General features: G+C 66.0%; 9 protein-coding genes. 5 read left to right on the plus strand and 4 right to left on the minus strand.

All coding sequences use genetic code 11. From position 1 onward, the window contains the following. Nucleotides 1-22 precede the first annotated feature (22 nt). The gene (locus tag HWX14_RS25585) at nucleotides 23-2,785 is read right to left on the minus strand and encodes a LuxR C-terminal-related transcriptional regulator (RefSeq protein ID WP_175885138.1); all 2,763 of its coding nucleotides are present in this window, start codon (nucleotides 2,783-2,785) and stop codon (nucleotides 23-25) included. A gap of 339 nt (nucleotides 2,786-3,124) precedes the next feature. Here HWX14_RS25585 and HWX14_RS25590 point away from each other — a divergent pair, with 339 nt between their 5' ends. Beyond that, on the plus strand, nucleotides 3,125-3,544 hold the full coding sequence (locus HWX14_RS25590) for a nuclear transport factor 2 family protein (RefSeq protein WP_175885139.1): 420 nt from the start codon (nucleotides 3,125-3,127) through the stop codon (nucleotides 3,542-3,544). 68 nt (nucleotides 3,545-3,612) lie between these two features. On the opposite strand, the gene HWX14_RS25595 is transcribed toward HWX14_RS25590, so the two are convergent. Continuing rightward, the gene (locus HWX14_RS25595) at nucleotides 3,613-5,277 is read right to left on the minus strand and encodes a fatty acid--CoA ligase (RefSeq protein ID WP_175885140.1); all 1,665 of its coding nucleotides are present in this window, start codon (nucleotides 5,275-5,277) and stop codon (nucleotides 3,613-3,615) included. 319 nt (nucleotides 5,278-5,596) lie between these two features. On the opposite strand from HWX14_RS25595, the gene hchA reads away from it, so the two are divergent. The 4 genes from hchA to HWX14_RS25615 all read left to right on the plus strand — a co-directional run bounded on the left by hchA (nucleotide 5,597) and on the right by HWX14_RS25615 (nucleotide 10,943). Then, complete coding sequence (hchA, locus tag HWX14_RS25600) at nucleotides 5,597-6,478, plus strand: glyoxalase III HchA (protein WP_175885141.1); 882 nt, start codon at nucleotides 5,597-5,599, stop codon at nucleotides 6,476-6,478. Nucleotides 6,479-7,399: 921 nt separating this feature from the next. Further along, nucleotides 7,400-9,097, plus strand: a complete 1,698-nt coding sequence (locus HWX14_RS25605) for a M4 family metallopeptidase (RefSeq protein WP_175885142.1) — start codon at nucleotides 7,400-7,402, stop codon at nucleotides 9,095-9,097. Nucleotides 9,098-9,530: 433 nt separating this feature from the next. Then, nucleotides 9,531-10,373: a hypothetical protein gene (locus HWX14_RS25610; protein ID WP_175885143.1), complete on the plus strand. Its 843-nt coding sequence runs from the start codon at nucleotides 9,531-9,533 to the stop codon at nucleotides 10,371-10,373. Nucleotides 10,374-10,622: 249 nt separating this feature from the next. Next, nucleotides 10,623-10,943: a hypothetical protein gene (locus HWX14_RS25615; RefSeq protein WP_175885144.1), complete on the plus strand. Its 321-nt coding sequence runs from the start codon at nucleotides 10,623-10,625 to the stop codon at nucleotides 10,941-10,943. Between the two features lie 70 nt (nucleotides 10,944-11,013). Here HWX14_RS25615 and HWX14_RS25620 read toward each other — a convergent pair whose 3' ends face one another. Further along, entirely contained in the window at nucleotides 11,014-12,003 is a 990-nt protein-coding gene (locus HWX14_RS25620; protein WP_175885145.1) for an ABC transporter substrate-binding protein, read from the minus strand. Nucleotides 12,004-12,064: 61 nt separating this feature from the next. Continuing rightward, complete coding sequence (locus HWX14_RS25625) at nucleotides 12,065-12,409, minus strand: DUF3088 domain-containing protein (protein ID WP_175885146.1); 345 nt, start codon at nucleotides 12,407-12,409, stop codon at nucleotides 12,065-12,067. Between the last annotated feature and the right edge of the window lie 162 nt (nucleotides 12,410-12,571).

Consider the following 12,571-nt stretch of genomic DNA (forward strand, 5'->3'; position numbering starts at 1 on the left):
CCGCGTACAGCGCGGCCACCGCTCATTCGTCGCCGGGCCGCACACGCGAGGCATCGAGCGCGAGGCCGCTGCGCACTGCCTGGATGCGCGACGTGACATTGAGCTTTTCGAAGATGTTCTTCAGGTGCCACTTGATCGTCTCCGGCGCGACGCGCAGCGCCCGGGCGATTTCCTTGTTCGACAGACCACGCGCGACGTAGTCGAGGATTTCGGCTTCGCGCGCGCTCAGGCTGGCCACGGCGGGCCTGCCCGCGGGTGTCGCGCTGGCGGCTCGCTGCGCGTCGAATGCGCGCAACAGTTCGCGCGGATACCACCCGCCGAGCGCCGGAAACCGGTCGATCTGCTTCTGCACGCGCGCGAGCATGCGCTCCACCACCGGGCCTTCGTCGACGAAGGTGCGCACGAGCCCGTTACCCTGGCCGTATTCAAGCGCCCGCGCGAGCATCGCGAGCGCCGTATCCTCGTCGCCCGCCTGGTCACATGCCACCGCGCGCAACACGGCCGCCTGCGCCGCGAGCCAGTCGAATCTGCGTGCAGCGAGCACGTCGTGCACGATCGCCGTGATCTGCACGGCTTCGTCGATGCGCGCGTCGGCAAGCAAGAGCCGCGCATGCGCGCATCGCGCCATCTGCCAGGTCTCGACCTGACTCGACGTCTCGTACGGCGCCGCCGCCGGCACCAGCGATGCGAGCGCGCGCTCCACGCGATGCGCCTGTGTGGGCTTCCCTGCGCTCAGGTGCAGCCGCACGCCCGTCGCCATGCAGCCGACGCGCAGCCGCAGCCATTGCCGGCTGCATGCGACGTGATCGGCCTCGTCGAGCAGTTCATGCGCACGCGCGTCGTTCCCCGACTGGAACTGCAACAGCGCGGCGGTCTGCACGAACCGCAGCAGCGGGCCGAGCGAGCACGCCTGCATCGCGATGTCGAAGCGGTCGGCCTGCGCGTCGCGCACTTTCTGCCAGTCGTTCCACTCGTAGTAGATCGCCGACAGGTAACCGGCCGACAGCGCTGTGGCCGCCGACAGGCGCCCCGCTGCCCGCTCCGCGGCACGCAACGCGGTTTCGAACGTCTTCGACGCGTCGTGCAGGCGGCCCGCGACGAATTCCGCGAGCCCGGACATGTTCTGGCGATACACGTTCGCGAACAGCGGCTCGTGGCCGGAGGCCGCGCGCTCGGCCCGTGCGCGGAGCGCCAGCGCGTCGTCGAGGCGCCCCGCGTAGCCGAGCCCGAAGCTCAGCGTCGTCTGCCCGATCTGCTCGATCCACGAGCCTGCCGGTGGGCCGGCCGCCAGCACGCGTTCGCCGAGGCGCAGCGCGTCGGTGCTGTGGTCCGACAGCGCGGTGACCAGCGAGCGGACGGCCAGCAGTTCGGTTGCCGTGACAGCATCCGTATCGAGCCGCCCCGCGTCGACGTCGCCTTCCAGCGTCTCGAGCGCGCGGCGCGCGTCGATCATCTGCATCGACAATGCAAGCGCCCACGCGTGCGCGATCCGCAGCCGCAAGCGGCCGGCCAGCGCTCCAGCGGGCAGGCGCGACACCCAGTCGAGCACGGTGCGCACGTCGCTCGACGCGATGAGCTTCATTGCACATGCTTCGACCCAGCCGGCGGCCGCGTCGAAATCGCCGGCTGCGAGCGCGTGCCGGACGGCGTCCGGCCAGTGCCGCTCGGCCGCATGCCATTCGCTCGCGCGGCGATGCAGCATGGCGACCGAATCGGGCTCTCGCAGTGCGAGTTCCTCGCGCAGATACTGCAAAAACAGCGCGTGATAGCGATAGCGCCGACGGTCGCCGTCGATCGAACGGATGAAGAGGTTGCGTGCGCTCAGCCATTCGAGGCAGTCCAGCCCATCGTCGCGGCCGGTCAGCGCGTCGCACAGCGCCGGCGTCATCTCGTCCAGCACGGCCGTATGCAGCAGAAAGTTCCGGATCGCGGCGGGCACCCGCGTCATCACGTTCTCGTTGAGGTAGGTCGCGATGCCCGCGCGTGCGTGGCTGACCTGTTCGGCGACGCGCGCCGCGTCGCGGTCGTCGTGCAGCGCCAGGGCCGCCAGCTGCAGTCCGGACACCCAGCCCTCGGTGGCCACGCGCAGGCGTTCGATGTTTTCCGCGTTGAGCGCCTTGCCGGCGATCCGCTCGAAGAATGCGCGCGTCTCCGCATCGTCGAAGCGCAGGTCATTCTCGTCGATGCGCACCAACTGGTCACGCGACTCGAAGTAGCTGAGCGGCAGCGCCGGAATCGATCTGCACGCCAGCACGACGTGCAGGTTCGACGGCGCATAGCGCAGCAGCTCGAACATCGCGTCGTGGATCACCGGCGACGACAGGCGATCGAAGTCGTCGAGCATCAGGAACAGTTCGACGCCCGAACTCTCCAGCTCGTTGAGCAGCTCGTCGAACACGGTCTTCAGCGGAATCAGCGCGCGGTCGCGCAGCAGCCGCTGCGCGCGCACGCCGACGCCGCCTGTCGCATCGACGATCGCCGCGACCACGTACGACGAGAAGATCGACGCGTTGTCGTCGTCCCTATCGAGGCTCACCCACGCGACCTTCGCATCCGATGCGACGAGCGCGCTGCGCCATTCCGCGAGCAGCGTGGTCTTGCCGTAACCGGCCGGCGCGCAGACGAGCGTCAGCCGGCGGTCGAGCCCGCGCTGAAGCCGCCCGAGTCGTCCGATGCGCGACACGATTCCGCGGGCCGACGCCGGCGCGAGCTTGGTGCGCACGAGCACTTCGATCCTGTCGGCGGCCGGCGGGCCGGCCGGCTGTCTGCTGTCCCTCGGCGTCATGCTGTTCCCGTTCTCCTTGTGCTGTGCGCGTGTCCGCCGGCGCTGGAAAGCGCGACAGGCGGGCCGGCCGAACGCCCGGCCAACGCGCGCCGCGCACCGAAACAGGATAGCGATTCGGCACCGGCCTTCAAAAGTAGGTGATGTCCGGACCGGTGCGCGCTTGCGGCGCCGCGTTACGGTCCACGATAAAGGACCCGCATTGTTCTCGAACGAATGTCGAATGTTCAGCCCCCCATTCGGGGGGCTACCTTGCGCGGAAAACTCGCTTCATCCTGACTGCTCGGCCCGCGGGCGGCCGTCATCGCCGCTGTCGCAGTACTTTCTCGCCAGGAGTTGCCCATGAACCGTCGCGACGTCGTCGCAGCGTTTTTCGACCGGTATCGCCGGCATGACGTCGACGGCATGCTTGCGCTGTTCGCGCCGGATGCCACGCTCGACTACGTGCCGATCGCCGCGACCGGCCCGGCGGCCGTGCAGGGCAAGGCCGTCTGGGCGGCGCTGCTGGACGCTTTTCCGGACCTGGGCAACGAGGTCGATGCGATCCATGCGGACGACGCCGGCCGTCATGCCACGGCCGAGGTCACCATCGGCGGCACACAGGTGCGGGAATTCGCCGGCATCCAGAACCGCGGGCGCGCGTTCTCGCTCAGGCATGCGTTCGTGTTCGAGTTCGATGCCGACGGCCGCATCGCGCGGCTCGCCGCCTACTGGGACAATGTGCGGCTATTCGAGGATCTCGGCAAGACGACGCTCGGCTGACGCCCGGTCCGGCGGGCCACCGCCGCCGCCGTGTGCGTGTGGCAGGTACGCGGCGTCCGCACCGATGCTCAGTCCGGCTGGTAGCGCGCGCGCAGTGCGCGCTTGTCGATCTTGCCGACACTGGTCTTCTCGATCGAGTCGACGACCAGCACGCGTTCCGGCACCGCGTAGCGCGAGATCAACCCGCGATCGGCTACCTGCTTCACATGGGCTTGCAGCTCCGCCGGTTCGACGCGGCCCGCCTGCTCGTCGGCAAGCACGACGAGCGCGAGCGGCCGCTCGCCCCAGCGCGCGTCCTTCACGCCGATCACAGCCGCTTCCCGCACGGCCGGATGCCGCGACAGGATGTCCTCGAGCTCGAGCGACGACACCCATTCGCCGCCCGTCTTGATCACGTCCTTGATCCGATCGGTGATCTGCAGTCGGCCGTCGGGATCGATGACGCCGATGTCGTTCGTATGCAGATAGCCGCCGGCCCACAGCGCCGCCGATGCCTGCGCATCGCCGAGATAGCCGCGCGTCGCCCACGGCATCCGCACGACCACCTCGCCCGCCGATCGCCCGTCGTGCGGCACGTCGCGAAACTGCGCGTCGACGATGCGCAGGTCGACGAGCGGCAGCGGCAGGCCGGCCCTCGTCCGGCGCGCGATATCGTCGCCCGGCGCGTCGGCGGCCGTGCGCGGCGGATCGATCTGCGCGATCGTCATCAACGGGCACGTTTCCGACATCCCGTATCCGGTGTACACCTCGATGCCGCGCGCGAGCGCCGCCCGTGCCAGTCCTTCCGGCAGCGGCGAGCCGCCGATGATGACCTTCCACGACGACAGATCGGTTCCGGCCGGCGCCGGGCTGTCGAGAATCATCGCAAGCAGCGTCGGCACGCAGTGCGAATAAGTCACCGCTTCGCGCGCGATCAGCGCGAGCAAGCCTTCCGGCGAATAGCGCCCCGGATAGACCTGCTTGAGGCCAAGCGCGGTCGCGATATACGGCATGCCCCACGCATGCACGTGGAACATCGGCGTGATAGGCATGTAGACGTCGTCGCGATGCACGCGCCCGCGCTCGCGGGCGCTCGACAACGCCGCCATGCCGGCCAGCGTGTGCAGCACGAGCTGGCGATGCGTGAACGCGACGGCCTTCGGCAACCCGGTGGTGCCCGTCGTATAGAACGTCGTCGCAACGGTCTGCTCGTCGAAATCGGGAAATGCGAAGTCGGGCGAGCCGGCCGCGACGAGTCGCTCGTATTCGTCGGCGAAGCCGTCGGGCAGTTCGACGTCGTCGCCGTCGGCGATCAGCACGAAGTGCGTCGCCACGGTCAACCGGGCGCGCATGCTCGTCAGCAGCGGCAGGAAATCGCGGTGCACCAGCACGACACGCGCCCCCGAATGGTTGAGCGTGTACAACAACTGATCGGGAGACAACCGGACGTTGGCCGTCATCAGCACCGAGCTCATCATCGGAATCGCGTGGTAGCACTCGAGGTAACGATGGCTGTCCCAGTCCATCACGGCCACGACGTCGCCGGCGCCCACACCGAGCGCCGTGAGTCCGCTCGCGAGCTGGCCGATGCGATGCCGGAACGTCCAGTAGTCGTGCCGGACCCGATCGCCGTACACGATCTCCTGCTCGGGCCGCGTCGCGAGCGGCGCATGCAGCAGTTGCTTGATCAGCAGCGGATACGTATGTGCGGCCGGAGCCGCCGCATCGTCCGGGGACAGGTATGACGAATTCATGAACGCCTCCATAAGCGACCTGGCCGGTCGTCGCGATTGCGGCCACGATACCGGACGGGGCGGATTTCGCGCCCCCCCTGTTCAGGGGGAAGGACGCCGGCGGACCGGCCGGGCGTTCGGCTATTCATACGAACATCGCGGCGGCCGCGACGCCCGCCCCACCTGTTCGGGGGGGCGTTCGCCGCAACACGGCGTTGTAGGATTCATCGCAGCGCGTATCCTCGTCGTGGGGTCCCCATCCGCACCGCCACATGCATCGAGCCCACGCGCCGGCGAACCCATGCCGCCCCCCTGAACCCATCCCGAACAAGGAGCAGCCATGACTTCCGACACGACGCAGATGGACCGAACGCCCGCCCCCGATCCCGCCGAAAACAATGCGTTCTTTCCGTCGCCGTATTCGCTGTCGCAATACACGTCGGCGAAGACCGATTTCGACGGTGCGGACTACCCGAATCCGTACAACGGCGGCAAGTGGAAGGTCCTGATGATCGCGACCGACGAACGCTACGTCCTGATGACGAACGGCAAGATGTTCTCGACCGGCAATCATCCGGTCGAGATGCTGCTGCCGATGCATCACATGCACAAGGCCGGTTTCGAGATCGATGTCGCGACGCTCTCGGGCAATCCGGCGAAGCTCGAGCTGTGGGCGATGCCGAAGGACGACGAAGCGGTGCGGAGCACGTACCAGGAATATCTGCAGAAGCTCAAGACGCCGCTGAAGCTGTCCGACGTGCTCGAGAAGAACGCTGGCGCGGATTCGCCCTACATCGCGGTGTTCATTCCCGGTGGCCACGGCGTGCTCGCCGGCATTCCGTACAGCAAGGACGTCAAACGAACCCTCAAGTGGGCGATCGACAACGATCGGTTCATCGTCACGCTATGCCACGGCCCCGCGTGCCTGTTGTCTGCGGCGATCGACGAGGCCCCGGAGGACTACCCGTTCAAGGACTACGAGATCTGCGTCTTTCCGGACGCGCTCGACACCGGTCCGAACCTCGACATCGGCTACATGCCGGGCCCGCTGCCGTGGCTCGTGGCCGACCGCCTGGAGAAACTCGGGGCCAAGGTGCTGAACAAGGATATGACCGGCCGCTGCCATCAGGACCGCAAGGTGATCACGGGCGATAGTCCGCTCGCGTCGAACGGTGTCGGCAAGCTTGCCGCCGCCGCATTGCTGAAGGAAGTGGGAAGCTGACGCACGTGAAGCCCGCGGAATCGGGCCCGTGGCGCCTATCATCGGTCCAATGCGAGTCCATCCGTGACGTTGTGCGCCCGGCACAAAATCAGGAAGCGATGTGGGAGTGGGATCATCCGCCCGGGGACGGTGGTATACAACCCTTTCCCCTCGCTCGAGTTGGCGAGGTCGACCTTATCGGCGGCGAGTAACGGGGAGCCTCGCCACTCATCCGGCTGTAGCGTCCATGAGTGACGCTTCCGGTCAGTCGACGCAACCGGTCCCGATGAACTCATGCCGAGCCATGCCGACGAGTGAAGGCTCTGCATGGGCGGCACTTCCTTTGTTTGCATGTCGTCCGTTGCGCGAGGTCTATCCATGTGCTGCATGACAAGCTGCGGCGCCAAATGTCGGAAATTTTTCATCGAAAGTAGCCGGTGTTGGATTGCCAGTTACGTCACCGCATCGCTATCCCCGTCGTCCACCATACATTCCATGCACACTCAAATGAATCGCCATCAAAAATGTAAATTTCAACGACCCTTCCAAATCTCATCGAGATAAACGAATTCAAAACAGTAGAAACCAATATTCAATAAGGAAAATTGCAACCCTCACCTCGAATTGTGCTTCACATCGCCCCGCTTTACTCGCCTTCGCAACACCTCCCCCGCCCCGTCGCTGCACCGCTGATCCCCTGGCCACAAGCCTTCACGGCAAGGCCGCCGATACATCCAACGCAGCCTCCACAATCATTTCAAATTCCTCACCAAATCCCGACTTGATTAACAATGCCGACACGAAAAATTAATCTCAAAGAAAATATCTTGTAATTATAAAAACGACCTTCTAGCATCCCCCTGCTGTTCGCGACATGTCTTGTTTAAAAGTCGTCACTTGATGCATTCCTCGAACAAACCCACTCATAACCTGGGGAATTACATGAAGAAACTGTCTCGACTGCTGCCCATCGCCGCGATTACCGCCGCGAGTCTCAGCGCTTTTGCCCAGGCCGGCGACCAGCCGGCCGCGGTCGACAAGGCGCTGCAACTGATCCAGCAGAACCCGGCCGCCTTCAGTGTGGCTATCGGCGGCACGGCCCGCACGTTGAAGTTCGCCGGGCCGCAAGCAACCGCACCGACCGACGGCGATCAGTTCCAGGTACGCGACGTGATCGTCGATCCCGACGGCACCGAGCACGTGCGCTTCGATCGCTTCCATGCGGGCCTGCCCGTGATCGGCGGCGACGTCGTCGTCCATTCGAGCAACGGGCAGTTGAAGCAGGCCAGCGTGACTCAGCTCGCGCCTATCAGCCTCGCCGGCACGATCGGCAAGGTCGGGAACCGCGCCGTCGTACGCAACGCACCCGACATTGGTGCGACGCGCGCCAGACACATCGCGGCCGCGCGCTTCGACTCGGACGTGCGCCGCGTCGACGACGCGGAACTCGTCGTGTTCGCACGCGACGTCACGCCGACGCTGGCCTACGCGGTACGCGTTCATGGCAAGGCGACCGACACGCACGGCGACGCCGTGCTGTACTACGTCGATGCACGCACCGGCACCGTGCTCGACGCACAGGACCTGATCAAGACCGCCGCCGCGACCGGCACCGGCCGCTCGCTGTACTACGGCAACCTGACGCTCACGACGGACCAGACCGGCACGAACGCGTACCGGATGCTCGATCCGGGCCGCGGCGGCGGCTCGGTCTACGATGGTCGCGGCCTGAGCTCGGACGAGGTCGAGCAAGCGAACGATTTGCCGATCTTCGCGAGCAGCACGAACGTGTGGGGCAACAACACGACCACCGACCGGCAGACCGTCGCGGCAGACATCGACTACGGGCTCGCATTGACTTGGGACTACTACAAGACCACGCACAACCGTAACGGCATCTTCAACGACGGTCGCGGCGTGAAAAGCTACGCTCACGTGGTGTTCGATACCGGCAGCGGCACGACGGGCGCGAATGCGGCATGGCTGTCGTCGCGCGTGATGGCGTACGGCGACGGCGAGCCGGGCACTCGCCTGCCGAAACCCGTGGTGTCGGTCGACGTCGCCGGGCACGAGATGAGCCACGGCGTGACCGAGGCCACCGCGAACCTGAATTATTCGGGCGATGCGGGCGGCCTGAACGAGGCGACGTCCGACATTTTCGGCACGCTCGTGAAGTTCTACGCGAACAACCAGAACGATCCCGGCAACTACGTGATCGGTGCGCGCGTGGTGAGCGGCGGCCTGCGCAAGATGTACAAGCAGGATCTCGACGGCCGGTCGTTCAGCTGCTATCCGTCCGGCGGCTTCTCGTGGTCGAATCCGCGCCACGATCCGCATTTCACGTCGGGTGTCGGCAACCGCTTCTTCTACCTGCTGTCGGAAGGGCCGTCGGTGCCGTCGACCGATACCGGCCTGTCGAGAGCGCAACTGGTCTGCAACGGCGACACGACCTTCAGCGGGCTGGGCCGCGACAAGGCCGGCAAGATCTGGTACCGGACGCTGACCGTGTACCTGAACGCCAACTCGAGCTACCCGAACGCGCGGCGTGCATCGATCCAGGCGGCGAACGACCTGTATGGCGCGAACTCGGCCGAAAGCGCGACGGTCGCGCGTGCGTGGAGTGCGGTCGGGGTGAATTGACGGTGCTTGTGTGAATGCGTCGAACGCCGGAAGTCGCGTGACGGTACTTCGCTTCGGAGGAAAGCGATTCGGTCGTGGTCACGCGGCGCTCGGGTGAATGACGGGAAGGTGCCGACCGACCGCCGCGCGTGCAGGCGGCTGGTCGGCAAGTCGTACGTTCCTGCGGTCCGACCGATGAATGTGCATTCGACGGGTATGCATTCCATATGTTGCCAGGCGTGCCGACCTCACATGGTAAGCGTATTCGCGAACCGTTCGGCCGGACGCTCCGCGTGAACACCGTGACATCGTATTGGCGCCGCCGCCCGGGAAGCCGGCTTCCTGAACGAGCCGACAACGCGTTATATTCTGGTCCCAGGCAGGACGATGACGGAAGCCTCCCGCCATCGCCGCCCTTCCCGACGCGCTTCCTCACCCCGAGAGAACGATAAAAATGGACCACGCGCAGTATTTCAGCCAAAGCTCGATCCAGGCCGCGAATCTTCGCCTGCACTATCTGTCGCAGTTGCTGCGCGAGCAGACGGGCTCGATCGTCCAGTACGGCATCCTGCGCGGGTTTCCGATCGGCTTCAGCCACTGGGCCGAAGTCGCGGTCGGCGGCTACTTGCTCGGCACCTACGAGATCGCCGTTTGCGCGATCCTCGAAGCGCTCGGGTCGCCGGAAAAGGTGCTGGTCGACCTCGGGGCCGCCGACGGCATTTTCGGCATCGGCCTGGTCAGGAACAACGTCTTTGCGCGCAGCCTGTGCTTCGAGATGGACGAGCAGCGCCGCCACGCGATCCAGCACCGCGCCGCGGAAATGGGATTGGCGGACCGCGTCTCCGTTTACGGCAAGGCCGATCGCAACCTGCCCGCGATTCTGTCGGAGCACGGCGGGAAGCCGGCCGAACGGGTCATCCTGTGCGATATCGAGGGCGCGGAGTTCGACCTGTTCGACGACGCGCTGCTGGAGCAGCTCTCCGGCAGCCACGTCATCATCGAAATCCACGACTTCCTGCTTTCCGACCCGGAGCAAGCCGCACGCGCCTTCGACGAATTGAGTCAGCGCGCGGGCCAGTACTTCAACGTGTACGAAATCCGCGACGGGCTGCGGGACATTCGCAACATCCCGTTGTTGCGACACTGGTCGGACTGGGACGCATGGCTGATGTGCGTCGAGGCACGCTACCGGATGATGCGATGGCTGTGGCTCGAGCCGAAAAGCCAGCCTCGACGCGCCGATCAGGACATCGATCGCCTGATCCTCGACTACCAGCGCAGGATTTTCGCCGTGTGACGGAGGCAACCGGCGCGTATCGATCCACTGCGCGCCCACCGACCGCGGCGTCACACGTGCCGCACGACGATATCCCACGCGGTTTGTTAAATAGCGTGAGTGACCGACCACGCGCCGGCAATTTGCCTTACCATCGCGCCGTCATCTTGCCCCGCGTCGAACACGGTTGAATCGCCCCCGGATGACGACCGTCTTTTCTTTCCGTAGCCCCATCCGGCGCACCCATTCCACCCGCCCCCAGGACCGATCATGTTCCAGACTCCGGGAGATTCCTTCGTCAGCGGCTCGTTGCTCGGCCTGTGCGTCGAGGTGCCGCTTGCCGCGCTGGTTTCGCTGGCCATGCACGGCGTCGACTGGAACGGCCCGCGCGTCGCGATGCTCATCGCCACGCCCGTGCTGATCGCATGCATTGCGCTGCTGACCCGTCCGGTCGCCTTCAGCACGGTATGGAAGCACAAGCGCTCGCCGTTCGAGCTCGACGACAACGTTCGCGCATCGATTTACGGCCGGCTCTGCGGGATCGCGCTCGGCGTGGTATTCGGCATCATGGTCGCGACGACGTTCGCCTGATCCGGTCGCCCGAATCTTCCGACGAAACCCGCATCACCGCTGACCCGCAAGCGCTTCCCGCTTCATCGCGTCACCCCGCCGCAACCAGCGGATTGAACGACGTATCCCACAACGGCGCGACATGCGCCGGCCCGTCCAGCACGCCGATGCGGGCAAACACGTCCGCGACCTGCTGGTGCTGCGCGACCACGTCGGGTGTCACCGGCAGCAACGCATAGTCTTCGCTGCGCTGGTCGAACATCGTGACGAGATCGGCCACCGGCACACGCGTCTCGCGATTCTGCGCGAGCGCATAGTCGCGGAAATGGCCGTTCGCCCACGCATACGCCCGTCGAAACCGCAGCAGCAGATCGCCGGTCGCCGCGCGGCGACGCGCATCGTCGAGCGTGCGCGGATTCGCGTACACCGGAAAATTGCCCGACAGATAGCCCTTCCCCGTCTTCAGCACGCGGGCGCCGTAGCGGTTGCGCGCGAGCTGGCCGTTGTAGCCGTAGATCGCCCATGCGTCGATGTCGCCGCGATCGTACGCGGACAGCCCGTCGGTCGGCGACAGGTTGATCGGCTGGATGTCGTCGAAGGTCAGGCCGGCTTCCGTCAACTGTCGATACAGGAAATAGTGCGACGTCGTCGCGCGCACGTAGCCGACGCGCTTGCCCTTCAGGTCCGCGATGCTGCGGATCGGCGTGTCCTTGCGCGCGAGCGTGACCTGGTTGTTCAGGTCTTCGCGCACGCGCGAGATGAACTTCACATTGGCCTTCTGGCGCGCGGCGAACACCGCCGGAATTTCGCTGCCCGAACCGATATCGAGCGCATCCGCGTTGAGCGCCTCGATATGCAGCACGCCGTTGTTCAGCTCGCGCCAGTCGATCCGGTATGGCGTGTCGGCGAGCCCGGCCGCCTGCAGCAGCGCACGCCAGCCGCCCTTGTAGGTCGCGACGCGCAACGTCGTGCCGCCCAGGTCGGCATCGGCGGCCGGCGCGGCGAATGCGGCCAAGGGATGCGCCGCGATTGCGGCGCCGGCAAGCAGCAGGCGGCGACGTGCCGCCGACGTTGACGACATCGGGTGCTCCTGTCGATCGAATGGAATCGAATGAAATCGGATGGAAAGTGAAACCGCCGCGTCAGTGCAGCACCGGAAAGCCGTGGCGCTCGGCCAGCAGTTCGAGGATGCGGCGCGCGTCGGTGACGAAGCGCACGTCGCCGAGCGTCTGCGCGTCGTCCGGCGCAGGCAGGTCGCGGCCCAGCACGAGCACCGGCAGGCCTTGATGCGCGTCGTCGAGCGCGTCGATCACCGCGGGCCGCGGCCGCGCGAAGCCGACACGCTTCACGTCGAGACGCACGGCGAGATCGGGCGCGCTTGCCAGCAGCCCTTCGATCGGCAATCCATGCGGACAGACGAAGCGCTCGCCCGGATGCTTCGGATCGGCAAAGCCCGGCTCCAGCAGAAACAGTACATCGCGACTCATGTCGAACGGCTCCTTTTCTCGTTGATCGACCTCATCGGGAAGCGCGCATGCCTGTGCGCGCTGCTGTTCCCGACGCATGCCGGCCAGCGGCCGGATGCCAGACTCTACCGTCGCACCTCGCACGGCCCTACCAACGTTTTGCGGAATCGATATGCGAACGCG

It is taken from the genome of Burkholderia sp. BCC0044 (assembly GCF_902832955.1).
Classification (GTDB): domain Bacteria; phylum Pseudomonadota; class Gammaproteobacteria; order Burkholderiales; family Burkholderiaceae; genus Burkholderia.

What these genes read in the sequence shown, in the direction of transcription:
- HWX14_RS25585 (WP_175885138.1), bottom strand. Translation starts at nt 2,785, where the DNA reads ATGACGCCGAGGGACAGCAGACAGCCGGCCGGCCCGCCGGCCGCCGAC.
- HWX14_RS25590 (WP_175885139.1), top strand. Translation starts at nt 3,125, where the DNA reads ATGAACCGTCGCGACGTCGTCGCAGCGTTTTTCGACCGGTATCGCCGG.
- HWX14_RS25595 (WP_175885140.1), bottom strand. Translation starts at nt 5,277, where the DNA reads ATGAATTCGTCATACCTGTCCCCGGACGATGCGGCGGCTCCGGCCGCA.
- hchA (WP_175885141.1), top strand. Translation starts at nt 5,597, where the DNA reads ATGACTTCCGACACGACGCAGATGGACCGAACGCCCGCCCCCGATCCC.
- HWX14_RS25605 (WP_175885142.1), top strand. Translation starts at nt 7,400, where the DNA reads ATGAAGAAACTGTCTCGACTGCTGCCCATCGCCGCGATTACCGCCGCG.
- HWX14_RS25610 (WP_175885143.1), top strand. Translation starts at nt 9,531, where the DNA reads ATGGACCACGCGCAGTATTTCAGCCAAAGCTCGATCCAGGCCGCGAAT.
- HWX14_RS25615 (WP_175885144.1), top strand. Translation starts at nt 10,623, where the DNA reads ATGTTCCAGACTCCGGGAGATTCCTTCGTCAGCGGCTCGTTGCTCGGC.
- HWX14_RS25620 (WP_175885145.1), bottom strand. Translation starts at nt 12,003, where the DNA reads ATGTCGTCAACGTCGGCGGCACGTCGCCGCCTGCTGCTTGCCGGCGCC.
- HWX14_RS25625 (WP_175885146.1), bottom strand. Translation starts at nt 12,409, where the DNA reads ATGAGTCGCGATGTACTGTTTCTGCTGGAGCCGGGCTTTGCCGATCCG.